25 protein-coding genes are annotated in these 23,660 nt (G+C 34.6%); 7 read left to right on the forward strand and 18 right to left on the reverse strand.

Features of this window, described 5'->3' with window-relative positions; all coding sequences use genetic code 11:
• Positions 1-155 precede the first annotated feature (155 nt).
• A complete protein-coding gene (locus tag MKX49_RS16220; protein WP_336867266.1) occupies positions 156-536 on the forward strand; it encodes an ArsR/SmtB family transcription factor in 381 nt (126 codons plus the stop codon).
• A 186-nt stretch (positions 537-722) separates the two neighbouring features.
• Here the strand turns inward: MKX49_RS16220 and ccsB are convergent, their stop codons facing one another.
• The 3 genes from ccsB to resA all read right to left on the reverse strand — a co-directional run bounded on the left by ccsB (position 723) and on the right by resA (position 3,288).
• On the reverse strand, positions 723-1,898 hold the full coding sequence (gene ccsB / locus MKX49_RS16225) for a c-type cytochrome biogenesis protein CcsB (RefSeq protein ID WP_340877001.1): 1,176 nt from the start codon (positions 1,896-1,898) through the stop codon (positions 723-725).
• A gap of 124 nt (positions 1,899-2,022) precedes the next feature.
• Positions 2,023-2,730, reverse strand: coding sequence for a cytochrome c biogenesis CcdA family protein (locus MKX49_RS16230; RefSeq protein ID WP_340877002.1), 708 nt, complete (start codon positions 2,728-2,730; stop codon positions 2,023-2,025).
• Between the two features lie 30 nt (positions 2,731-2,760).
• Positions 2,761-3,288, reverse strand: a complete 528-nt coding sequence (gene resA / locus MKX49_RS16235) for a thiol-disulfide oxidoreductase ResA (RefSeq protein WP_095396595.1) — start codon at positions 3,286-3,288, stop codon at positions 2,761-2,763.
• Between the two features lie 293 nt (positions 3,289-3,581).
• Between resA and lspA the strand changes: the two genes are divergently transcribed.
• Together lspA and MKX49_RS16245 are read left to right on the forward strand one after the other, a co-directional pair.
• Positions 3,582-4,028, forward strand: a complete 447-nt coding sequence (lspA, locus tag MKX49_RS16240; protein WP_260088973.1) for a signal peptidase II — start codon at positions 3,582-3,584, stop codon at positions 4,026-4,028.
• A 144-nt stretch (positions 4,029-4,172) separates the two neighbouring features.
• Entirely contained in the window at positions 4,173-4,475 is a 303-nt protein-coding gene (locus tag MKX49_RS16245) for a hypothetical protein (protein ID WP_340877005.1), read from the forward strand.
• A 267-nt stretch (positions 4,476-4,742) separates the two neighbouring features.
• On the opposite strand, the gene MKX49_RS16250 is transcribed toward MKX49_RS16245, so the two are convergent.
• The 6 genes from MKX49_RS16250 to MKX49_RS16275 all read right to left on the reverse strand — a co-directional run bounded on the left by MKX49_RS16250 (position 4,743) and on the right by MKX49_RS16275 (position 13,160).
• Positions 4,743-5,867 (reverse strand): MBL fold metallo-hydrolase, encoded by a 1,125-nt coding sequence (locus tag MKX49_RS16250; protein ID WP_340877007.1) that lies wholly within the window; start codon positions 5,865-5,867, stop codon positions 4,743-4,745.
• 206 nt (positions 5,868-6,073) lie between these two features.
• Positions 6,074-6,736: a CadD family cadmium resistance transporter gene (locus tag MKX49_RS16255; RefSeq protein WP_340877008.1), complete on the reverse strand. Its 663-nt coding sequence runs from the start codon at positions 6,734-6,736 to the stop codon at positions 6,074-6,076.
• Positions 6,737-7,113: 377 nt separating this feature from the next.
• Positions 7,114-8,535: a dihydrolipoyl dehydrogenase gene (lpdA, locus tag MKX49_RS16260; protein ID WP_340877009.1), complete on the reverse strand. Its 1,422-nt coding sequence runs from the start codon at positions 8,533-8,535 to the stop codon at positions 7,114-7,116.
• Positions 8,536-8,757: 222 nt separating this feature from the next.
• On the reverse strand, positions 8,758-11,148 hold the full coding sequence (locus tag MKX49_RS16265; protein WP_340877010.1) for a heavy metal translocating P-type ATPase: 2,391 nt from the start codon (positions 11,146-11,148) through the stop codon (positions 8,758-8,760).
• Positions 11,141-11,506, reverse strand: coding sequence for an ArsR/SmtB family transcription factor (locus tag MKX49_RS16270; protein WP_251543341.1), 366 nt, complete (start codon positions 11,504-11,506; stop codon positions 11,141-11,143). Before MKX49_RS16270 ends, MKX49_RS16265 begins: the two co-directional genes overlap by 8 nt.
• A 394-nt stretch (positions 11,507-11,900) precedes the next feature.
• Positions 11,901-13,160: a cytochrome P450 gene (locus MKX49_RS16275; protein ID WP_340877011.1), complete on the reverse strand. Its 1,260-nt coding sequence runs from the start codon at positions 13,158-13,160 to the stop codon at positions 11,901-11,903.
• A 415-nt stretch (positions 13,161-13,575) separates the two neighbouring features.
• Here MKX49_RS16275 and MKX49_RS16280 point away from each other — a divergent pair, with 415 nt between their 5' ends.
• Positions 13,576-13,743, forward strand: coding sequence for a hypothetical protein (locus tag MKX49_RS16280; RefSeq protein ID WP_260088980.1), 168 nt, complete (start codon positions 13,576-13,578; stop codon positions 13,741-13,743).
• A 549-nt stretch (positions 13,744-14,292) separates the two neighbouring features.
• Here MKX49_RS16280 and MKX49_RS16285 read toward each other — a convergent pair.
• The 3 genes from MKX49_RS16285 to MKX49_RS16295 form a co-directional block, all read right to left on the reverse strand.
• Positions 14,293-14,553, reverse strand: coding sequence for a CPCC family cysteine-rich protein (locus MKX49_RS16285; RefSeq protein WP_340877012.1), 261 nt, complete (start codon positions 14,551-14,553; stop codon positions 14,293-14,295).
• Between the two features lie 599 nt (positions 14,554-15,152).
• On the reverse strand, positions 15,153-15,656 hold the full coding sequence (locus MKX49_RS16290; RefSeq protein ID WP_340877013.1) for a DinB family protein: 504 nt from the start codon (positions 15,654-15,656) through the stop codon (positions 15,153-15,155).
• Between the two features lie 542 nt (positions 15,657-16,198).
• Positions 16,199-17,473, reverse strand: coding sequence for an IS110 family transposase (locus MKX49_RS16295; protein ID WP_340877015.1), 1,275 nt, complete (start codon positions 17,471-17,473; stop codon positions 16,199-16,201).
• A 269-nt stretch (positions 17,474-17,742) separates the two neighbouring features.
• Between MKX49_RS16295 and MKX49_RS16300 the strand changes: the two genes are divergently transcribed.
• Positions 17,743-18,057 (forward strand): hypothetical protein, encoded by a 315-nt coding sequence (locus tag MKX49_RS16300; RefSeq protein ID WP_340877017.1) that lies wholly within the window; start codon positions 17,743-17,745, stop codon positions 18,055-18,057.
• 190 nt (positions 18,058-18,247) lie between these two features.
• Here the strand turns inward: MKX49_RS16300 and MKX49_RS16305 are convergent, their stop codons facing one another.
• The 5 genes from MKX49_RS16305 to MKX49_RS16325 form a co-directional block, all read right to left on the reverse strand.
• Positions 18,248-18,508 carry a CPCC family cysteine-rich protein gene (locus tag MKX49_RS16305; RefSeq protein WP_340877019.1) on the reverse strand — a complete coding sequence of 87 codons (261 nt, stop codon included), beginning with the start codon at positions 18,506-18,508 and terminating at the stop codon, positions 18,248-18,250.
• A gap of 186 nt (positions 18,509-18,694) precedes the next feature.
• The gene (locus MKX49_RS16310) at positions 18,695-18,934 is read right to left on the reverse strand and encodes a hypothetical protein (RefSeq protein ID WP_340877020.1); all 240 of its coding nucleotides are present in this window, start codon (positions 18,932-18,934) and stop codon (positions 18,695-18,697) included.
• Between the two features lie 221 nt (positions 18,935-19,155).
• Positions 19,156-19,398, reverse strand: coding sequence for a DUF4083 family protein (locus tag MKX49_RS16315; protein ID WP_340877023.1), 243 nt, complete (start codon positions 19,396-19,398; stop codon positions 19,156-19,158).
• A gap of 64 nt (positions 19,399-19,462) precedes the next feature.
• A complete protein-coding gene (locus MKX49_RS16320; RefSeq protein ID WP_167555975.1) occupies positions 19,463-19,600 on the reverse strand; it encodes a hypothetical protein in 138 nt (45 codons plus the stop codon).
• Between the two features lie 175 nt (positions 19,601-19,775).
• Positions 19,776-20,138 (reverse strand): hypothetical protein, encoded by a 363-nt coding sequence (locus MKX49_RS16325; RefSeq protein WP_340877026.1) that lies wholly within the window; start codon positions 20,136-20,138, stop codon positions 19,776-19,778.
• Between the two features lie 291 nt (positions 20,139-20,429).
• Between MKX49_RS16325 and MKX49_RS16330 the strand changes: the two genes are divergently transcribed.
• Positions 20,430-20,816: a MerR family transcriptional regulator gene (locus tag MKX49_RS16330; protein ID WP_340877027.1), complete on the forward strand. Its 387-nt coding sequence runs from the start codon at positions 20,430-20,432 to the stop codon at positions 20,814-20,816.
• Positions 20,817-21,019: 203 nt separating this feature from the next.
• Entirely contained in the window at positions 21,020-22,324 is a 1,305-nt protein-coding gene (locus MKX49_RS16335) for a hemolysin family protein (protein ID WP_340877028.1), read from the forward strand.
• Positions 22,325-22,732: 408 nt separating this feature from the next.
• On the opposite strand, the gene MKX49_RS16340 is transcribed toward MKX49_RS16335, so the two are convergent.
• Positions 22,733-23,182 (reverse strand): hypothetical protein, encoded by a 450-nt coding sequence (locus tag MKX49_RS16340; protein WP_340877029.1) that lies wholly within the window; start codon positions 23,180-23,182, stop codon positions 22,733-22,735.
• Positions 23,183-23,660: the final 478 nt, after the last annotated feature.

Genomic DNA, 23,660 nt, shown 5'->3' on the forward strand with positions numbered 1-23,660 from the left:
CTGATATACGTAACACATAATTTAGATTTGCTTACGCATTAAGACATAAGAGAATATGAAACACTTCACGTTATTATTCAAGTAATTATCTGAATGTTGACATGAATGCTTACTCATTATAAGCTAATCACATATTTTTTAATGAGGTGGGAGAATTGTCTTTAGTTGATAAAAATATGAAAGAATCTCTAGAAGATGAATGTGAGATATATTGTTATGACCCTATAAAAGTAGCAAAGTTACAAGATTTGTTAAGTTCTAAAAACACACTTCATCTATCGGAAAAATTTAAACTTCTTGCTGATGAGACACGATTAAAGATTATTCTTTCATTAGCTATGGAAGGGGAACTTTGCGTATGTGATGTGGCTAATATTATTCGGTCCTCAATTGCTACAGCTTCATATCATTTGCGGTTCTTAAAACGATCAGGTGTAGCTAATTATAGAAAGGAAGGTAAATTAGCATTTTACTATATTGATGATGAAATTTTTAAGTCGATGGTTCTACTCTCTTTTCATCATATGGAGAGTTGAATTTGAATAAAAATTCAAATACGTTTTTGTTTTTAACACAGTTAAAAACATACTTTCGATTTACATAAATGGAGGGGTTCTACAAAATTATCCCCCTCCAGGTGCCTGGATAAAAAAAAATTGGATTTTTCAAATTAACTTTTAACTTGTTTTTAAAAAAAAACATAATTGCTAATAATTTTTCTTTTATGCATATGAATGTAGACCAGCAATAATTAGGTTAACGAAAATTAAGTTGAAAATAATAATCGCAAAACCAATGACTCCGAGCCATGCTGATTTCTCACCCTGCCAGCCCTTTGTTAACCGTAAATGTAAATACGCAGCATAAAATAACCATGTAATTAAGGCCCATACTTCCTTAGGATCCCATCCCCAGAAACGCGTCCATGCAATTTGAGCCCAAATCATCGCAAAAATGAGTGCACCCAAAGTAAAGACTGGAAAGCCTATTGCAACCGATCTGTATCCAATTTCATCGACCAAATCAAGTTTGATATTTTTCGTTAGTGGCTGAAGGGCTGCAGAAATACGTTTTCTTAAAATCAGTCTTAGCATCCCGTATAAAAATAAACCTGTAGATGCTGACCAAATGACGGTGTTTAATTTTCCTGCTGCAATGATAGCTGGTACTTCAACAAAGGCTTTCATTTTATCCTTTGTAAGTAATTCGCCTTGATGGGGACCTACAATCGAAGGTAGATTATATGTCATTTCAACCTCTTGATCATTTTTATCAACCCATTTGTAGACGGCTTCGTACTCCACTCCTCTGAAAACACTTGTAATCACTACAAAAGCAAGTATTCCCACAATCGTGTACATGACAATTTCAAGCCAAAAAGTTCCCTTTGAGCGTTTAGTTTGATCAACAGAACGAAGTAAATAAATGACCCCTGCTATGAAACTACTGGCTAAAATTGCCGAACCTAGTGCCGTTGTTGTTACATGGATAGCAAGCCAATCGCTTTGCAATGCTGGTATTAATGGAGAGATGTCTGTTGGGAACATACTTGCATAGGCAATAATTAATAATGTAATTGGTAAGGTGAATAAACCTAAAATGGCTACTTTATATAAAAAGTAAAGGATCATGAATCCCATTACAAACATCATAGAGAATGCGGTTATAAACTCAAACATATTGCTCACCGGTGCGTGTCCAGAAGCTGTCCATCTAGTGACAAAATAACCAAGATGTGCAACAAAACCTAATATTGTGACACTTATTGCAACTGTCGCCCATTTGCTCGGCTTTTCGTATTGCTTTCTCTTATCTCGAATGGCTCCTCCAAATAGAAATGTTGCAATTAGATATAGTAAGAATGCTGCATATAGTAAATTGCTACTAAGAGCTACCACATCTTTTCCTCCTTTACTCATTTTTACTTCTCTCGCTTGTTTGATTGGTCTAAACTTGCTAATAATAGAAAATATAGTTTGTTAAAATTGAAATACAGTTGTCCTAGAAATCCTAAAAACCTTTTTAAAATCCTGTAAATCCTCCAAACAATCTTGTTAACACTGCAATAATTTTAGTCATCATATCAAAGTACAATAATACTCCCATCGCAATCATCAAAATGCCTCCTATAGACATAAAGATTGCACTGTGTTTCTTTAGAAAAGTCATCTTATCGATAAATAAAGACATTAATAGAAAAGGAATGGAAAAACCTAAGACATAAAAAATCATGTATAATAGTCCTTTTCCTGGGTCTGATACACCTAACGCAATGACTCCAGCAAGGATTGGACCTGTACAAGGAGTCCATCCTGCCGCAAAACCAATCCCAATTAAAATCGATCCTACATAACCTGAAGGTCTCTTTTGAAAATGAATTTTCTTATCAGAAAGTAGGAAATTGAATTTAAAAACCCCTGTTAGGACTAAACCAAAAAACACCATCAAAATAGCTCCAAGTTGTCTTAGTAAATCTTGATAATTCAAAAAAAATCTACCGATAAAAGAAGTGGACAGCCCTAACGCTAAAAAGATGATTGAAAATCCTACTAAAAACAGGATGGTATGAATGATAGCTTTACTTCGTAAAATCCCTTTTTCTTTTTTTAAATCATTTACAGACACTCCTGTAATATATGAAAGAAATGCCGGATACAAAGGAAGTGAACAAGGTGAAAGAAATGATAAAAAACCCGCACCAAATGCAAGAAATAAATTAAGCTGTTCCATGATTATCCCACCTAAAAATTATTATAGAGTTTATGGTTTTATTTCTTCCATGTAGTTTGAAATATCCCTTTCTGTCATACTTCCCGTTATTACCTTGGTTACTATACCGTTCTTATCTATCAAAAAAGTAGTCGGAATAGGGGTAATATCATAGGTTTCTGTAACAACACTTTTTTTATCTTTCAGTATCGGAAATGTTAGGCCATACCGTTTTGCAAATGTTTCGATTGCAACGTCACTTTCCCCTATATTAACTGCTAATACTTCAACCCCTTGATTTTTGAAATAATTGTATTGACGTTCCATAAAGGGCATTTCTTTTTCACATGGTTTGCACCATGTTCCCCAAAAGTTCAAGAATACGCCTTTTCCTTTGAGTTCGGATAACTGAACTTTATTTCCTTCCATATTTTCAAGCACAAAGTCAGGTGCTTGATCCCCTGCTTGAACGCGTGTTTTTTCCATGAAGAAATTTAGATAAAGAGCATAAGCCACTGCTAAAGCCATAAGTAGTAGAAGGCTAATACGTACAATAGATCTGGTTCTTTTGTTTTTCATTTTACTCTCCCCTTTCTTTTTCATTCAAACAATCATTTTAATGTTGACATTTTACGTTAATAATTTTAATCTAAAATTACAATATATTCAAACAAATATTTGAATAAGTAGTTCCATTATTTGTAGATTAAAAAACTCTCCGCCTACTTACGGATAGCAATGTGAACTTGTAAATTTTCAAATGACAACTTTTAGGGGGGAAATGCAAAAAGGGACCAACCTCTGGTCACTCTTGGACTAATTAGACTAATTAAATTCTCTTCATTTATTTATAAAACTCTGAGGTGACAACTATGTACTGGATCATTTTATTAACACTAAGTATTGATCAACTATTTAAATATTTAGTTAGAAATTTTATGGACTATGGGCAATCCATCCCGATTATCAATGGTTTTTTCCAATTGACATCTCATCGAAATGCAGGTGCTGCTTGGGGAATTTTTTCAGGACAAAAAATATTTTTAATAAGTATTGCGATTATTGTGATAGTTTCGGGCCTAACTTATTCTCGTAAAGTCTCTGATAGGTTGACACGAATAGCCATTGGTTTTTTTTTAGGTGGGGCAACGGGAAACGTTATAGATCGGCTGATTTTCGGGGAAGTAACAGATATGTTCGAGATTACATTTATTAATTATCCTATTTTTAATACTGCGGATGTATTTTTGTTTTGTGGCGTTGTCTTATTTATTATTAGCTCTTTTAAGGAGTCAAAATTAGAGAGAAAACAATCCTAAGGAGAGGATTCGGATGCAAATTCATCTTTCATTTCATGTAATTTTCTTTACTTAAGGGAAAGCTTTTATGATTTTTGATTTTTAAATTTCGATCTTCCCTGTTTTCGTAATTCAAATATATGGGTATAATGAGGACAAAGGAGGGTGAAATTATTGAAAAAATTACTTGCGTTTATGGCAGCTTTAGCATTGATTCTTGGTATTAGCACTGCTGCTCTTGCACATTCAAACAACACTCCTAGTCATGGAAATGGAAATTTGCAACAAATGATGGATTATTGTTCTGAAATGATGAACTCTTTCATGAATAATCAAAACAATATCCCTAATGAAACCTCCACATCAAAGAATGTAAGTACACCACATACAAATTCAAATGATAGTACGCAAAGTACCACGAATAACCATCAAAGCCAAAACTATTCCATGTATGATGATTGTTATTGAAATGTGAATGAGCCAAAGAGAAAGAGCTGGGACATTTGAACCCATCTCTTTCTTTTTTGATATATATTTCATTTTCCCACAAATAAAAAAGCTTTGAAATCATTAACTTGTTTACCACATCTTCATTCATTGGAAAGAGACCTTCCCAAAGGGCACATCTGTCGTAATTAAGAGTTTATTATGTTTCGTTGTTGTTTAAACAATAGATGCAGAAACTTATCATGAAATTTAATCTATTTAGAATAAACAAATCATCTTAATAAACATTTAACGAATGGCACAACGATTTGGCCCAATCTCCATTTCCTTTTCTTGATCTTCTTCCGGAGCAATTTTCCCCAGATTGGTTTGGCGGATTTCCTCATAGGAGTGAGGTTGGGGTGGTAAATTTTCTGTTACAGCCTTACTGAATTCTTCATCACTCTTTATATTCAAGCCATGATTTTCTTGATATAAAACTCCCAGCCTTTCAGAAATAATTCCATCATTATTCATTTCGTCAATCCCCATAAAGTGAGCTGGTAAGACTATCAACTCATCTGCGAGTTCCCTATAACGTTTATATAGAGTTTGTCGTAAGTCCGTAACCCAATCTGCTGCTTTTCCAGCTAAATCTGGACGCCCTATAGAATCGATAAATAAAATATCTCCGGTTAATAAATATTGATTGTCTATGATAAAAGATGTACTTCCGATAGTGTGTCCCGGTGAATAAAGAGCTTGTATGACGGTATTTCCAATTTTAATTTCGTTTCCATCTTCTATAGAAACAAAATTAAATTCTGCTTCTCTGGCATCTTTAGAAGGTAGATAATAGGTTGCTCCTAGTTTACGAGCAAGTTTTCTTCCACCTGAAATATGATCCGCATGAAGATGTGTGTCCAATACATATTTAATGCTAATATTATACTCCTTCGTAAGCCGTTCATAAGTATCGATCATACGATTACTATCGATGATAGCCCCTACACCATTTGAAGAAATCAAATAGGATAAACACCCTTTACCTAGACGTATAATCTGATAAATTGCACCTCCACTATTCAAATCACCAATTTTTACAGGCTCAAGATGTTCGCTCCATGCCCTCATCCCACCTTCAATGGAATAAACATCTTCACATCCTGCTTGTTCTAACAGTTCCGCCATCATCTTTGAAGAATTCCCTTTAGCGCAAACAGTGTAAATACTTCTGTCTTTAGGCAGTTTATGTACATATTGTCCTATATTCTCCTTCACCTCTGAGTAAGGTAAATTGATAACCTCGGCGTTTTTACCTTCAATTTTCCAATCCTCAAAATCATTCTGATTTCTCGCATCTACTATAAATAAGCTCTCATGATTCATGACTTTTTTAGCAAATTCCTTTACAGAAACTATTTTTACTCCCATAAAAATACATACCTCCTAAACGATCTTAATTAATGAAATTAAAAATAGTGACTCATAAAATCTTCTTTCCCATTCATAATCCTTCACACGAACATTTTCAATTCCCACAAAGCATTTTATATAATGCCCCTAATGATGTGAAAACAAACACTTTATGAAAAACAAAACCCTTTGGAAAATTCCAAAGGGAGGATGTGGTAACATATTTAATTCAGTAAATTCCACAGGCTACTAAAAGTATCACTTTCTAGCATGATATATATACCTAATCCAATAAAGACAATAGGAATAATCCACCTTCCATATTTCTCTAATATTTCAGAAACATGCCTAAAGGCTGCTAAACGATAACCAATATAACACCAAATGGCCACCATGACTAAAAATGTAATAACTGTAATGCTTAATTGATTTGTACCTAAAGTCGAGAAAAACGGAACATAAATGCCGATGTTATCTCCACCATTGGCAAATGTAATGAAGGCTACACTCATAAAGAGTTTGTTAAATCTTCCTGAGTTTAAACTAGAAATGATCGCACCTTCATCTTCATCTTCACCCTTGATAAACAGCTTAATCCCTAAATATATCGGGATTAGACCAAGTAATCCTACCCATTGTTCTGGAATTAACATCACACCAAAAGTTCCTAAAAGACTAATCAAAACTAACAAGGAAAATCCTAAATATTGTCCAATTACGATATCTCTAGGGTAGATCAGATTTTTCTTTGTCTGCATGTTAATCTTTCCAACGTCGGTCACATTAGCATGTGCTTTTGCCTGGGAGAACAGTAGCATTAAAACAAAAATGTCATCAATATTGGTTACGATGAATGCTCCAATTGCAGAAATAATGGTTGTGCCCACTTTTTACCAACTCCATTATAATTTCATTAAAACGATTATACATATATTTGAATATATCTAAATAAAATATCATTTTAGTTATTAGTTAAAGCACCAAGGTGTCCTTTGGTGAGAATGTTGATGAGTTTTTTCTCCAAAATTAAAATGGGAGGAAGAAATAGCTAGAATCCAAAAGTTCGACCCAAATGCCATAACAATAAACATGCACTAAATTAATAAAGTTCCAACGATTCTGGCATGGCACTAAATAAAGCCAGCCAAGACATTAGCAAAGTCCTAAATAAAGACGTAAAACAGTATATCCATTATTTCCACTCAGTTAAAATTGAAAAAATTCAACCTGCACTTATGCTGAGTGCAGGTCGCCTGTTCTCACATCATTGCTTTTTATTTAGCATATGAATAGCATGTCCCATAACACCTTCGGCAGCTTCCATTAATGGCTCAGGTAGAGTTGGATGGGCATGAATCGTAAGGCTAAGATCTTCTGCGGTTGCCCCTGACTCAATGGCAAAAACTGCTTCAGCAATAAGTGATGATACTTCTGGCCCTACCATTTGTACACCTAAAACCCGATTAGTTTCCTTGTCTGCCACAACTTGTACAAAACCATCGGCATCAGAAACTGATAATGCTCTGCCGTTAGCTTGAAATGGAAAACGACTAGAAACCGTTTCGTATCCTTCTTCCTTTGCTTCCTTTTCCGTTAAACCTGTATAGGCTACTTCCGGGTCGCTAAAAATAACAAAAGGCATTGCTTGAAAATCAATTACACTCTTTAACCCACTTATCACCTCTGCAGCTATCTTACCTTCGTAGCTTGCTTTATGAGCAAGAAGGTAACCACCGGCACAGTCACCAATCGCATAAACATGTTCAACGTTTGTTTGACATTTATCATTTATCTTAATAAACCCGCGTTGATCAAGCTCTACTCCAACATTTTCTAACCCGATTTTTCCTGTGTTCGGTTTTCTTCCAATGGAAACCAAACAATAATCCCCTTTAATTATCTCTTCTTTCCCATTAACCTGAACTTGAACGTTTACTTCATCGCCTGTATTTTCTCCGCCTTGGACTAAAGCATTCGTTATGACTGTTATTCCAAGTTCCTTTAAATGTCGTTTTACTACATTTGTAAGCATAGGGTCCGTCCCTGGAAGAATTGTATCTGACCCCTCAAGAATGGTCACTTTAGCCCCGAATTTGGCATAAGCAGTCCCCAACTCCAAACCAATATATCCACCACCTACTACAACTAAATGTTTTGGTACTTCTTGAAGCATCAGTGCCTCAGTTGAAGAGATGATTCTTTTTTTATCAAATGGCATACTTTTCAACTCGAAAGGTAGAGATCCGATCGCAATAATTAAATCTTTGTAAGAATATAATTGTTCTTCGTTACCAATTTTGATTTTGGCAGCATAGGGTTCGGTGAGATAAGCTTCCCCACTAATTACTTCCACTCCATTGCCTTTCAGCAAAGTTTGAACCCCATTCGTAAGTTTATTCACTATCCCGTCCTTCCACTTCACTACTTCTGGCATATCTACTTCAACTTCACCAGAAACCTTTATTCCCATTGAGTTAGCCTGTTTTATGTGTTTTACTCGTTCAGAAGCACTAATCAGAGCCTTTGAAGGTATACACCCACGGTTAAGGCAAACTCCTCCTAATTCTGCTTTATCCACCAAAACCACTTTTTTACCTAACTGAGCAGCTCGTATTGCAGCTACATAACCTCCTGATCCTGCGCCTATAACTAACAAATCTAGATCCTTTTTTACTTTAATAGTCATTGCAGTTTCCTCCTTCGATGATTTGATGATGAATGAAGAGAATTATTTTTTATAATTAAAATCGTTATTGTTCCATATGAGGCCTATGTAATATAAAACCTGATGTTTTACTTATACCCAATCTTTTCATTTTTAATTAGACTGGATATTTAGAATTTATACTATAATGTAATCATTTTTAGAAAAAGGGCTTTCCAAGCTGTCTGGAAAGCCCTTTTCCCTTTATTCTTTCACTTTCATAAGTCGTAAACTATTTAATGCTACCAGAAGGGTAGCTCCCATATCTGAAAGGATGGCAATCCAGAGCGTTAACCAACCTGGGATAACCAATAGTAAGGCAATTAATTTAATCGCAATGGCAAAAGTGATGTTAGCTTTGATTATATTTAGAGCTTTTCGGCTAAGCTTTACAATGAATGGAAGTTTTGTTAAATCGTCTCCCATTAGAGCCACGTCTGCCGTTTCCAGGGCTGTATCTGTACCTGCTCCACCCATTGCGATCCCAACTGTAGAAGCTGCTAACGCAGGAGCATCATTGACACCATCTCCAACCATAGCTACGTTTCCGTACTCGGATCTTAATTGTTTAATATAGTCTAATTTGTCCTGTGGCATCAGTTCAGCTTGAATATCTGATACTCCGACATGACCGCCTATTGCATTCGCAGTACCCTTATTATCACCTGTAAGCATAACAGTCTTTTTGATTCCAAGTTGATGTAGTTTTTGAATGATTTCTTTACTTGATTCACGTACTTCATCAGCTACCGCAATAACAGCGAGTATTTCTTTGTCAGTTCCAACAACCATCGCTGTTTTCCCTTGGTTTTGAAGAGTTGTTACATTTTGTTCTAAGTCTAAATCGAAATCAGTTGTCAACAATTCCTTAAAGAGTTTAGGGCTTCCGATATAATAAGTAATCCCGTTTACAATGCCTTTGATACCCTTACCAGTAATTGATGAAAAGTCCTCAACCAGTACGTCAGAATAAGCAATGTTCACCTCTTCTGCTTTTTTCATGATAGCTGATGCAAGTGGATGCTGAGAACGATACTCTAATGCAGTAATGATGGATAGTAATTCTTTTTCATTTATCTGTTTGTTAAGCACATTAAAATCAGTCACAACTGGGACACCTTTTGTTAATGTACCTGTTTTATCGAACGCTATGGCCTTTAAGGCACCCATTTCCTCTAAATACACTCCGCCTTTTACAAGAACACCTTTTTTCGCAGCATTCCCAATCGCTGAAACAATTGAAATCGGAGTCGATATGACCAACGCACAAGGACACCCAACAACAAGAACAGCTAATCCTTGATACACCCATGTTTCCCAACTGCCATCAAAGAATATAGGAGGGACTATAGCAACTAATGCTGCAATGATCATAATAATCGGCGTGTAATATTTCGCGAATTTATCGACAAAGGCTTGCGAAGGAGCCCGTTCTCCTTGTGCTTCCTCAACAAGATGAATAATTTTAGAAATCGTTGTATCTTCTACAAGTTTCGTTATTTTTACTTCAAGTAATCCTTCTTCATTTAACGTACCTGCAAATACTTCATCATCAACCGTTTTCTCGACAGGGACTGATTCACCTGTAATAGCTGCTTGGTTGACGGCAGAGTAGCCACTTACGACTAAACCATCCATCGCAATCTTTTGTCCAGGTTTTACAATCATGATATCCCCAACAGCAATATCATCGACATGAATCATTATTTCCTGTCCATTCCGTCTAACGAGTGCCTCTTTAGGAGCGATATCCATTAATGAACGAATGGACTGCCTTGCTTTATCCATAGAGAATCGCTCAAGTGCTTCACTAATTGCAAAGAGGATAACAACAACGGCTACTTCTGCCCATTCTCCAATAATGGCACCACCTATAACTGCCACTGTCATAAGGGTTTTCATATCAAAGTCAAAGCGTAGTAAGTTTTGCAAACCGACTTTAAAAAGTGATAACCCTCCGATAATCATGGACGCTAAAAACAATAAGGTAGTAACAATGTTCTCTTCTCCATTCACAAACGAGGAAAGGTATCCAAAGGCAATGAATAAGGAAGCATAAAGTAGAGTACTATGCCTTTTATAAAATGGTACTTTATCTTCTTTTATATCCTCTTGTTTAGCTTCTCGTATAGGTTTGTCAGGAGTCACTTTTAGATTCTCAAACGAACCTGCTTTTTCTAGTTCTTCAATCGTTGCATTACCGTAAACAGCAATTTTAGATGCACCAAAATTCACCTTTGCATCCTCAACTCCAGGAAGCTGTTTTACGTTACCCTCAAATTTCCCTGCACAGTTTGCGCAAGTAAATCCTTCAACACGGTATACGCTTTTATCCTCTTTAACCTCTGGTTTAGCTTGCCTCCTGGGTTTTTCCGGAGCAACTTTAAGATTCTCGAATGCTCCAGCTTTTTCTAGATCTTCAATTGTTGTATCACCGTAAACGGATATCTTAGATGCTCCAAAATTCACTTTTGCATCCTGTACTCCCGGAAGTTTTTTTACATTATTTTCAAACTTCCCTGCACAATTTGCACATGTAAACCCCTGAACCCGGTAAACATTTTTTTCAGTCTCTAATGCTTTTGCTTCAGACAATTTTAACAACCTCCTTCTGATGTGCAAATGCAACCTGTATTAGTTGCTTTACATGCTCATCATCTAATGAATAGTAGACTAACTTTCCTTCTTTTCGATAATTAGCTAATCCAAGATTTTTAAGTAACCTCAAATGATGAGATGTAGTGGCAGTTGTGGCACCAACAATATTTGCTACATCACATACACACAATTCATCTTCTAAAGAGAGACTATAGGCAATTTTAATCCTAGTATCGTCTGATAATGCTTTAAAAATTTTGGCTACTTCCAGAGGATTTTGTTGGATTAGTTCATTTTTAACTCTTATGACTTTTTCTTCATCTATACACGTAACTTCACATGCGTCATTTTGCAAGTTTTCCACCCCATATCAATCAAATGTTTGTTTGATTATTATTATATGCAAACAAAAACAAATAGTCAAATATATGTTTGAATATGATTCAAAAAATATTCTTTATATTTTTTAGTTTGTAATAAATAATTCTATATATAACTAAATTTAATTTCCATTTATGTAGAACACCTAAAGGTAGTACGTCAGGTAAACACAGATTTAAACATAGAGGTTTTTTCACTATAAAAGGCCCGATTTCTCCATGTTAGAAAAATCAGGCTTTGTTTTTTAAATTCTCCATAGGTGGTCTGCTTATAAAATCGTTTTCCGATAATTAAGAGTCAGCTTTTTATTTATCTTGTTTAGCTAAGGCGAGATAAATAAGCTAATTAATTTTCATCATTTAGTGTGATTATACCTTTCGTTTAACATTCTTTATCACTACTTTGCTATGTGGAATACTTGGTATGCTTACCAGGCTGTAACTTAAATCCTGGTCAGGAACTTCATATTCCATTCGTTTGGCCAGAAAATCAAGACTCACTTTCATGATTTCAATGGTGACCCACTCTCCAGCACAGCGATGTCCCATAAAGTAATCACCACCACCTTGCGGAATGAAGCTAAAAGGGCTTCCTTCCCACTTGGCAAACCGATCAGGACTGAACACATCAGGATTTTCCCAAATTTCATGGTCATGATTTGTGCCATATAGATCAAGCAAGGTTAACGTGCCTTCTTCAAATTTATAGCCGTTCCAGATGAAATCTTTTTTTACCAATGCCGCGACAAAAGGAAAAAACGGATAAAAACGGCGAACTTCCTGTACAAACATCTGAGCATATTTTTCATCACTGGATTCAAGTTTCTCCCTTTCTTCCGGATAATGATGCACCGCCAGCGCAGTAAAATTGATGAATATAGCAATCGCCACAATCGGCCTCAGGATATTAATTACTTCTACAGAAGCCGTATTTGTAGCTAATAGATTCCCTTCTTGATCACGGTGCCAGGCAAATCTATGTAAAGCTGTATCTTCTGGAGGTTTTAATTCCCCATTACGCACTTTATCAACTAACTCGCCAATCCTTTTTTCCACGTTATTCCGTGCATTTCTCCCTAGCCAATGGTTTGGGCCTACTGCAGCCGGAGACTCGAACATCGCTGCCAAGTCTTTTGTCATTTTCTTAACATCTTCTTCTTCCAACGGTACGCCTGCCCATTGGCATGCTGTTCTGCACATGATTTCCTTTACTTCTTCATAAAGAATAACTTTGTCCATCTGTTTCCATTTATTTAGTGCTGTATTCCACTGTATTTTTGTAATGTTTGTTAAGCCTTGAATCCCTTCAGGAGACATGATGGACATAAACATATCTTTTCGATATTTGTGATCTTGTCCATCCAACGCCTGAACACCATTCTTCCCGAACAGTGTTTGAACCGCCCGGTTCGGTGCTGCATCTTTCCTTTTGAATTTCTCAGTGTCATAAAAAACTTCCGCAGCTTCCTTACCTACCATGCAGATCGCTTTCTTGCCAAGCAATCGGGTCTCGAATATATCAGAATTAAAACTGTGACGTCTGTTCAAAATGTACATATAACCTTCTCTCATAAGGCTCAAGCTATGATCTATTCCTTCTTCCCGAGGCATTTGATTTGTATCTGACATATCATTCATTCATCTCCATTCATTAGTGATGATGTTATCTTTTGTAACTTTTCCCTATTTACTCTTAATAAAACTTAAATCTTTCCTATTACATGTTCAATTGGATATAGATTATAACCTTCTTATTAAAAAGAACTTCTAATGACTCTTTAGTTTAATCTCCAATTTAGTTTTGTGAGAGCTACTTCTATTCCGTACATGGGTACGGAAACGATTTGCAGTTTAGGAGCACCTGCTAGCAATACGCTAAGACAATTTCTGGATAAGAAAAGCCGATTTCCTACTATAAGGAATCCGGCTTAATATATGGAGTACAGACATCAAAACTGAAAATACGTTTTGAATAATGATCTACTTTGAGGGCACTATATGATTGTTAAGTTTTCAATTTAACAATGTGAATAGGAGGATATTTATGGCTCATAATCAAGAACATCATCACTCTCATAAAACTGGTGAACAAGTAATGGAAACAGGTCATTATATTGATTCAGATGGGGATCATGTTGAATTAAATGCTGGACAAAAGTTTCCTAGTTGTCCTTCTTCAGGACAATCTACAAGTTGGAAACATGAACAATAGAAAATGATTTTAGATAAAAAGACAGATTATCCTTGGGGTAGTAGAAAATGTAGTAATAGAATTTAAACTTTTTTTCAAGCTTTTTGGATGGCAAGATTCACTTGTGTGCTTGCAACTATAAAAGCTAAAACGATGAAAGTCCAAAACATACTGTAGGTTGCTACGTACGGTACTTTGAGTAGGCACATTAAAGGGGTACCACCAACATTTTGACAAGAAACCCACGCTAAGGAAATTCCTGTAAACGTTTCTTTGACTTTATATAGGGATTTTGAATAAGGGAAGAGTTTAGGGATTAAAAAGCGTTTGTTTTAACCATTATTGTCATTTGTGGAGATAAATTGCACTTGTTTTAAGTGTTATTTTGCACTATATATAGACATAAAAAAGCTATCATGGAATTGATAGCTTTTTTATAACTAAGTACGATTATTTTAATACTCCTTATTACACTAAAGCACCCGTTAGTTCCATAAGAAAAAACTGCCTTAAAGACAGCTCCGATCTTCAGCTAATGCACTTGTTAGTTTAATAATTCCCTATGTAAACTCATAACGGTTTCCAATTAGGATCCTTTATATCGGATTTATTTGGCTTTCTTACAAATTGTAAACTTCTTTCACCTTTAGCCCCAAGTTTTTTAAAATTTAGTTGTGCTTCTCTAAAGGAAACATAATTTGCTCCATCCTCATCTGGATGTTCATATTGGTAACCATCATCTTCCCAAAAACAGATTTCACAAATATCATACGTTCCTGGAGGTTCTTCATCTAAAGTTTTATAACCACAGCAAGGACAAGTATATTTCATACAATCACCCCAATACTTATATCATACCTGTTATGCAACTAACCTGCCCTATAGTTGCATAAGAAAAGGAGCTGCTAATCAGCTCCTGATATTGAAGTAAAGCACCTGTTAGTTTAGTAAGATAAAAAAATAGCTATTATACCGAAAATGGAACCAATAATAAGTAAAATAGCAACTTTTGAGTATTTTCTTTCCCATCTATGTACAAATCTCTTTGATATACTTCTATCATCGTTGATTGCCTCTTTAAATTCCTTACTAAACTTTGATGTTTGAAAAATTAAATACAAATATATACTAATTGCAATTAAAGCACATATTATTCTTAACCAATTCATAATCGATTCACCATCAAAATCAATGTGTTCCTTTTATACATTTAATATCACTTCTCCATAAAGACATCTTACCAAAAACCCTACATAATACCTCAAGAAAGATATTCCATCTTTTATGGAACTAACCTGCCCCGTTAGTGCCATAAGAAAAGAGCTGCCTTAAAGACAGCTCCGATCTTCAGCTAAAGCACCCTTTAGTTTAAGTACATTCCTTCACATATTTAAATTATAGAACCCATTAAAAAAGCTCTTAATAACCTATCATACATAGGATTTAGACAACTTTATATCTTTTATTTGTTCAATATGTCTTTGCTCATGTAAGTACAGTAATTCAATCCATTGTTCTAAAGATAATTCACCAAATGCAGGATGGTTCGCTGTTTTTTTTGATAAGATAGACTTATCATCGATTGAACGAAGAATATTTAATAAATTTTCTCTTGATTGGGTTAAAAAAATTAAAATAGTTTCAACACTTAAAGGTTCTTCAGATGGTTTAGCAATTTCTGGTGATTCAAATTTTTTGGTTCTATCAGAAACTAAATGTATAGGTTTATGTACAACACTCTCATGTTCTTTATCCTTTAACCCAGTTTCTATAGCCTTTGTAAATAGATTTTCTGACAAATATAAGTGATGGCAAATTTGTGAGATACTCCACTTATCCATAGTAGGTTTATCATTTATTTTTTCATAATCCAATTCTTTAACTTCCTCAATTAACTGTTCACTTGATTCTAACAATAAATCAAAAGGATTCATTTTATCTCTCCTTAAAAATTAGTAGTATTTTATGAGCTATAAAGATAATCTATTTTAATTTTAACGCTTGATATTAGTAGTTGGTACTAAATTTTGATTATTCTTCAACTCCCTCAGTTTAATACGATTTTCTCACAAATACTCGCTTATTCGCAGGATTTCATCACCCTTGAATTTAAGTTCACGGTTAAATGGAGTGATTTCAGGACATGAAGATTTCGTGAAGGCATAGTGAAATAAAGGAGTTGTACAACACTCCACATTTTACCATATAATGCACATTCTCCACGCCGCCCCTGGAGGCTTTCCCTCCCATGTCTCAACGGGTCAATTGCCCTATCATTCCTTCGTCATGCCTATCCAAGGGGTGGAGGCCAGTTATGCTATCCTGATGGGTCGGTGCCCTTTTGTTCAAGAAATCTGGTACTCCGTACATATTTGAAATCCTACGAATAAGCCAACATTCGTAAAAAGAAAAAGTCTATTAAAATTAGTTTTTGAAGGTTCCCTTCGAGAACCCTATTAAAAAATCCCCCTTTAAACTACGCAACCAGTTCAGTTATAGGTTGAACTTTATCTGCACAATAAGACTCGTTTCTGCGTGCTATTCCAACAAATATCCTGGCTAGCTTACCTACCAATTTCATAATCGATTTCATTTTCTTCATTTTTTTCACCTTAACATTATAGGTGTGAATGGCTCGAAATTCCGTGTTATTCATCACAAGGCTCATAGTGGCTAAGTAAAGGAAACGCCTTAGCCTGGATCGCCCTCGCTTGGAAATGACAATTTGGCCTTTCCACTTTCCAGAGCTTGCTTCAGCCAGATGCAACCCAGCGTGCCGAAGTAAAGAATTACCGTGTGAAAAACCACTTAGATCTCCTGCTTCACCTAATATTCCGGCTAAAGAAATTTCACTAATTCCCTTGATGGCAAGAAGCTTCTTGGCAAAAGGTATTTGTTTTAATACATCCTTAACCTCTTGTTCCACTCTTTCGAGTTGTAAGACTGCGAGGTCATACTCCTCTAATAATTGTTCCAAATGAAATTTATACGCTTCAAGTGCTTGTCTTGTGCCGACAGATTTCCTAGCTAACTGAAGAAGTAATTGAGCTTTCTTTAATCCAGGCTGCCTCTTCATTATTGATTTCCATCCTGAAACAACATCATGAGGTTTCAGGGAACGCAGTTCCATTGGAGATGGAAATAAACGAAGTGTGGCGATAGCCCCTTTACCAGTAATGTCTTTAAATACTTGCCTGAGTTCGGGAAAGACAATATCCACCCAACGGTTTAATTGATTAATAGTGCTAACGAGTCGTTTAACTACCACATCACGGTTAGACATAAGGACCCTAAGTATTTCAAATGATTCTGAAGTGTTCCTGACAAAGGTGTAGTAACCGTTCTTCACCATATCAGCGATGACCAGGGCATCTTTCTTATCACTTTTCGACTGAGTATTATCACGGTTTTCTTTATTCCTTTTTACTAAGTGAGGGTTTACCGTTACTACCTCAATTCCTTGTTTAAATAGCCATTTTGAAAGATTAATCCAGTAATGGCCTGTAGGTTCCATTCCCACGATGGCTGCCTCCAGTTTATTTAATCTTTGAAGCTTATCCATCCATTTTAATAAACTAGCAAATCCATCTTCATTATTTTCAAATGCAAGTGGATCTCCAACTACAATTCCACGGAAATTCACTGCTCTAGCCACATGTAATTGTTGGGCAATATCCACTCCAACAACAAGGTGTTTATCGGAAATTCTCTCTATTAGTTGATTTTGTTTATCTTGCATTTTAAACTTCATATTAGGGTTCCTCCTAAGGTTTTGAGTTAGAGTGGTGTCTTACTCATATCTTACTGAGGATCCCTATTTTTTTCAAAGCTGAAAAATAACCAACTACAGGAATGCTAAACTGCCCCTTTAGTTGCATAAAGAAAGAGCCGCCTTAAAGATAGCTCCGATCTTGATCTAACGAACCAAGTTACTAAACTGTAAACGGATTGTTACGCAAATAGCATTGTTGGAGGAGACTTCAATATATATAATTAAGACTCGTTAAGGAGTGATGAAAGATGATAAACGTAACAGTTGATAAGTTAAAATTCAAGAAACAATTATCGGGAATTGAACAAATCACACTGAAAGATTTTCTGTATACCTGGGTAGGTAGCTCAAGCAAGGGATTTGATGATTTTTTTCACCTTGAGTACACAGTAGATGTATTTGCCAAAATGGAAAAAACGACGAATGACACCGATTTGTTGATTTCTGATGATAATTATTTCAGATACATAACATTGACGGAAGATAATCAAATTGTGATAGGTGTTTTAGATATGAATTCAGAATTAAAACATAGAATAATGTCACTAGATAAGATGAAATAATTCTTCGTTTTCTTTAACCCATACAAAAAGAGGCAGCGTGGTTCACTGTCTTTTTTTATTTGTTCACTATATGTCTTATGCGACGTTACTGAATTATCCTGCCCCTTGAGTGCCATAAGTAAAGAGCTGCCTTAAAGACAGCTTTAATTAATCTAAACCACTCGTTTGTTTAATAATTCCCTATGTAAACTCATATCGGTTTCCAATTTGGATCCTTTATATCGGAATTATTTGGTTTTCTTACGTTTTCCGAAAAATCTAGATCGCTAACGCCAAACTTTATAAAGTTTTGTTGGGACTCTCTAAAAGAAATTTTATTTGCACCATCTTCATCTGGATATTCATATTGGTAATTATCATCTTCCCAAAAACAAATTCTACAAATATCATGCGTTCCTGGAGGTTCTTCATCTAATGTTCTATATCCACAACAAGGACAAGTATATTTCATACAATCACCTCGACAATTCTTATGATTTTTACCATGATTTCTTATTCAACTAAACTTCCCCTTTATTTCCTTAAGAAAAAGGTTACCGCAGCAACCTCCCTTATTGAAGTAAAGCACCCGTTAGTTTAATTGTATAGAAATTTATAAGAATCCTCTTCCCCTTTTCCCTAGTGGATTGAGGAATACTTATGACAAAATTACTCCCATTGTAAAGATAAATGCACAGATTAATCCTAAAAGGAATAGCAAGATTCTCCGTATTAACGTTGGGGAGAATTCATACGTAAGATCCAATATCGCCTCAATCAGGCTAGAAGAATTACCTATATACATATCATCGATTTTCTTTTTATTTCCAAAGATGGCATACCCCATAAGAACATAACCCAGTATCGCAAAAATCGCTAAACTCACTTTTAACCACATTTTAATATCTCCTATAGTTGTTTTAATTCCACTCAGTAGTCAGTGCTTATTTTTCGTTATAGCCGCCTATCATTCCCCACTTAAATAGTGACTTGGCTAAATATATTGTCTTCAACAGTATATCACCTTGTTCAACTAACCTGCCCCTTTAGTGCCATAAGAAAAGAGCTGCCTTAAAGACAGCTCCGATCTTCAGCTAACGCACCAGTTAGAGAAAAAGATTAATTTTTCTTATCCTTTTCAAGTAAATCAATAATTCTATCAAGCTTTTGTTCGATATTTTCTGACTTGCTTGGTTGTTTAGTAACTAAAGAACGAACAAGAAAAAATACACCAGAAAATATTCCAAATATAAAAATAAGGAAAACTAGTTGATATAACATATCGCCACTATTCAAATTAATTCCTACCTTTACAAGTACTGGTGTAAGTGTACCATATTTTTTAATGCGAATTTTTTTCAAACTACCCTTAATGAACTAACCTGCCCTTTAGTTCCATAAGAGAAAACTGTTAGTTAAAGAACGTTTATTTCTTATCTCTAATTTCTTCTAAAATTTCTATTACACGATTGTTTTGTTTTTCTATATTCTTTAATCTTTTTTCAATAATACTTGAAGAAAAAAATACAATAAGTATAAGAGCTATTCCAACAAATAATTCCATATTACTCCTCCGATGAATTCAGTTTATGCTTAAGAGTATAACTTTACTATCCTATATTTTCCATATCCTTTATGCAACTAACCTGCCCGTTTGTTCATAAAAACACATTCATTACAGGAATACTGGTCCTTAGTTCAATAAAAAGGCTACCGGTTTGGGCAGCCAGTTTTTGTAATCAAGCAAACGTTTCTTTTATTTCAATCTTAAAGTTCGGTTTGAAGGTAATTTCTACAATCATTAAAAACCTTTCTCTATAATCATCTAAAAATAACCGTATAGAAGATTCATCCTCTTTATCGGTAAGTATTTCGATTTTACTAACCGTTTGAAAGTTATATCTTCCAATAACCATACTTCCCTCTTGTACTAATAACCCAAATTGATTATAAAACGGGCAAACGATAACCTCATATTTATACTTTTTAACCTTGAACCTAAAGGTTGATTCATTATATTCGAACAGTTCATCATCATCTTTCTTTACTGGAAGACATTCAAATAGAGAAATGAAATCAATTTCAGAAGGATAAAACTCCATAATACAACCTTCTTTCATAAAGAAATGCACATACATTACTTACCTTCTGCAAAGGAAAATGAAAATCCTTCTTCAACTAATCTGCCCCGATAGTTCCATAATAAAAAGCTGCCTTAAAGGCAGCTCCGATCTTCAGCTAACGCACCCGTTAGTTTAAGTACAATCCTTCACAATATGATGATTTGGTTAGGGATCGCACTATGAATTCATTATATTTGCTAAACATTATTAAGAATATTATACTCTAACCATAACGTGTTAGTTTGGAGGGTTTACATTGGGACAGAGAAGTTGAAAATTGGAGAATTAGCTAGAATATCTAATGTTACGAAGAGAACTATTGATCACTATACTAATGTTGGACTTTTGAATGTGGAACGTTCTGCTTCAAACTATCGATACTATGACCATTCTGCAATTCAGCGATTAAAATTTATTGAACAATGTAAAAAAGATGGAATGTCCTTATCTGAAATTAAAGACTTTTTAATTGATAAGGAAGCCGAAGAAATCGATGTATTAGAACTACGCCTTAAAATTAAAGGATTAGAAAAAGAAGTTTCTGAGGTTTTAGCACATCTAGATAAAGGTGATTTAAAAAGTCAGGAACACCTCAAAAAAAACGTATCACATGAAAGTCTATCATTAATACAAGCTTTACTTTTATTGCTAAATTAATATCCGGAGATAAACAAATTAATGATTTCCATCCTAAAGACTTTCTAACATTTTTGGCATTAGGTGTTTCCATTTGGACACAACTTAAAGTAAAGAAAACTCACACAAGTATAAAGATCTGCTTTCAAGAAAAAAACAAAAAGATTAATCGTTTTATCTATTGATACCAGGAGGTGTAAGTCTTACTAGCGTAAGACTGATATTTGACAACTATTAACTTAATTTTAATTGTATTATTGATTGCACTAACAGCATTTTTTGTGGCTACTGAATTTGCCATTGTAAAAGTAAGGATGTCCAAAATTGACCAGCTCATAGCTGAGAAGAAAAAGGGAGCAGTCGCTGCTAAAAGGGTTGTATCACATTTAGATGAGTATTTATCTGCCTGTCAACTCGGTATTACGGTTACAGCACTTGGTTTAGGTTGGTTAGGTGAACCCACTGTAGAAAAGTTATTAAATCCTTTATTTCTTAAATTTGATTTGGCTGAATCTGTTACACACATATTATCGTTTGGTATTGCTTTTGCATTAGTAACTTTCTTGCATGTGGTTGTAGGTGAACTTGCACCTAAAACGGTTGCCATTCAAAAAGCTGAAGCTGTAACTTTAGCTTTTGCTGTTCCAATTATTTGGTTTTACCGAATTATGTACCCATTTATCTGGTTCTTAAATGGTTCAGCTCGTTTATTAGTTGGTGTATTCGGCTTAAAACCTGCATCAGAACATGAAGTAGCTCATTCTGAAGAAGAACTACGCATCTTATTATCTGAAAGCTTTAAGAGTGGAGAAATCAATAAAAATGAATTAAAGTATGTGAACAATATTTTTGAATTTGACGAAAGAATTGCAAGAGAAATTATGGTCCCACGCACGGAAATCACTAGTATTTCTCTAACTGACACGATAAATGATGTAATGAAGATTGTTAAAACTGAAAATTACACACGATATCCAGTAGAGGATGGTGATAAGGATAATATAGTCGGATTCATAAATATTAAAGAATACTTAACGGCCATTATGACGAATGAAGATCGCAATAAGGAAGTAGAACTAAAGACATTTATCAATCCTGTAATACGTGTTATTGAATCAATACCAATTCATGACTTATTAGTGAAGATGCAAAAAGATAGAACTCATATGGCATTACTTCTAGATGAGTATGGTGGAACATCTGGGTTAGTTACGGTTGAAGATATACTGGAAGAAATAGTAGGTGAAATTAGGGATGAATTTGATGAAGATGAAGTCCCTGAAATTCGTAAAATATCAGAGGATCACTTTATTTTAGACTCTAAATTACTTATTGAAGATGTGAACTTCTTATTAGGTACGAATCTTTTTAGAGATGATATTGACACAATAGGTGGTTGGTTTTTAACCCAAAACTACAATGCAGAGACTGGAACAGAACTAGAACACGAAGGATATATATTTAAAGTTCATAAAAAAGACGGACATCAAATTAGATATTTAGAAGTTAGGAAGGCTGAAAACTTCTAAATAAATTGTCTATATGTGAACTTGACCTGACCTATCGAATAACTCCCTTCTTTTGCAGGCCGTCAGTTGGCGGCCTTTTTATTATGCTAACGACCTGTTAGTTTCTTGTAGAGTTGACACAAACGGCGATACTTAATCCATAAAGTTAATAAAGTAAAGCATAGAAACGATAAGGAGAAATACAATTATGTGAATGAATAATAATATCAACAATATAGGAAAGCTCTTTAATTTTTTTATAATTTTCATCATGTTAATAATATGGTTTTACGATTAAAGGCTATCCAGAATAAAACAAACTTAATACACAGTACGATTAAACTGCGCTTGTTGAACTAACCTGTCCCGTTAGCTCCCCAAAAGAAAAAAAGCTCCTAAAGCAACACCTTTATTGAATTAAAGCACCCATTAATTTAATAAAATAAACTTACAAACTAATTTGTAATAAACATAAAAAATTGAATAGGCAAATAAATAACTAACACCAGTCCAAATGATATTCCACTCATTCCTGTATACTATTTTCTCTAGACACACTAGTATATACTCACCAAAGGTTGTCACTAAAGGAAAAACTAAAAATGTAATAAGAAAAGGCAACTTTTTATAGTGAATAACGCAAATAAATAAACAACCAAGTATAGGATTAAGACCTAAATCATACGAAATTCCAGTTAAAGATGATTCTTGAAATACTATATCCATCCTCCAAAAGTAGTTAAAACCAATTTCATTTAATAAAATACTTATTGCTACACCAACTGGATAAAAAGTTATAAATAGCTTTGTCTGATTTGTAACCAAATAAGCCCCTAAAATCCAAGGGAGAATAAACCCAACGATAATGTGAAAAAGCATATTTAACCTTCCTTTTAGAATCGCATGATATAGCTATTCTGTCCCTTTAGTTCCATAATAAAAACTGCCTTAAAAAACATTCATACCGCACAGTCCGAATAAACTATGAAATCCAATAAAAGACCAACCAAAAAGCAAACGTAAAAATAAGAAGTATTCCATAGACTGCTAATGCCCATGGGAGTCCACTGCCTATAGTTTTAAACAGCTTATAAAAGATAAAAACTTCGGTTACGATAAATAAAACAGTTAAGAGTATGAAAAGTAAAGAAATTAGAATATCCAGTGTTAGCTACTCCTTTTACTACGGATATTCTTATTGTGGGTAACTGAAATGAAATTAATTCATAGTATGAATATACCGTGCTTATTAAATCTGACCTTTTAGTTGCATAAAGAAAAAGAGCTGCTGAAGCAACTCCCTTATTAAGTAAAGCACCCGTTAATCAATTTTCTCTTTATTAACTTTCAGTATCTC

Source organism: Peribacillus sp. FSL M8-0224 (genome assembly GCF_038003055.1).
Taxonomy (GTDB): Bacteria; Bacillota; Bacilli; order Bacillales; family DSM-1321; genus Peribacillus; species Peribacillus frigoritolerans.

Excerpts from the sequence above, each read along its gene's own strand:
- MKX49_RS16290 (WP_340877013.1), bottom strand. The coding sequence starts at position 15,656 with ATGAATCCTTTTGATTTATTGTTAGAATCAAGTGAACAGTTAATTGAG.
- MKX49_RS16250 (WP_340877007.1), bottom strand. The coding sequence starts at position 5,867 with ATGGGAGTAAAAATAGTTTCTGTAAAGGAATTTGCTAAAAAAGTCATG.
- MKX49_RS16230 (WP_340877002.1), bottom strand. The coding sequence starts at position 2,730 with ATGGAACAGCTTAATTTATTTCTTGCATTTGGTGCGGGTTTTTTATCA.
- MKX49_RS16340 (WP_340877029.1), bottom strand. The coding sequence starts at position 23,182 with ATGCTTTTTCACATTATCGTTGGGTTTATTCTCCCTTGGATTTTAGGG.
- MKX49_RS16320 (WP_167555975.1), bottom strand. The coding sequence starts at position 19,600 with ATGGAATTATTTGTTGGAATAGCTCTTATACTTATTGTATTTTTTTCT.
- lspA (WP_260088973.1), top strand. The coding sequence starts at position 3,582 with ATGTACTGGATCATTTTATTAACACTAAGTATTGATCAACTATTTAAA.
- MKX49_RS16325 (WP_340877026.1), bottom strand. The coding sequence starts at position 20,138 with ATGGAGTTTTATCCTTCTGAAATTGATTTCATTTCTCTATTTGAATGT.
- MKX49_RS16275 (WP_340877011.1), bottom strand. The coding sequence starts at position 13,160 with ATGTCAGATACAAATCAAATGCCTCGGGAAGAAGGAATAGATCATAGC.
- MKX49_RS16300 (WP_340877017.1), top strand. The coding sequence starts at position 17,743 with ATGATAAACGTAACAGTTGATAAGTTAAAATTCAAGAAACAATTATCG.
- lpdA (WP_340877009.1), bottom strand. The coding sequence starts at position 8,535 with ATGACTATTAAAGTAAAAAAGGATCTAGATTTGTTAGTTATAGGCGCA.
- resA (WP_095396595.1), bottom strand. The coding sequence starts at position 3,288 with ATGAAAAACAAAAGAACCAGATCTATTGTACGTATTAGCCTTCTACTA.
- MKX49_RS16295 (WP_340877015.1), bottom strand. The coding sequence starts at position 17,473 with ATGAAGTTTAAAATGCAAGATAAACAAAATCAACTAATAGAGAGAATT.
- MKX49_RS16280 (WP_260088980.1), top strand. The coding sequence starts at position 13,576 with ATGGCTCATAATCAAGAACATCATCACTCTCATAAAACTGGTGAACAA.
- MKX49_RS16310 (WP_340877020.1), bottom strand. The coding sequence starts at position 18,934 with ATGTGGTTAAAAGTGAGTTTAGCGATTTTTGCGATACTGGGTTATGTT.
- MKX49_RS16285 (WP_340877012.1), bottom strand. The coding sequence starts at position 14,553 with ATGAAATATACTTGTCCTTGCTGTGGTTATAAAACTTTAGATGAAGAA.
- MKX49_RS16305 (WP_340877019.1), bottom strand. The coding sequence starts at position 18,508 with ATGAAATATACTTGTCCTTGTTGTGGATATAGAACATTAGATGAAGAA.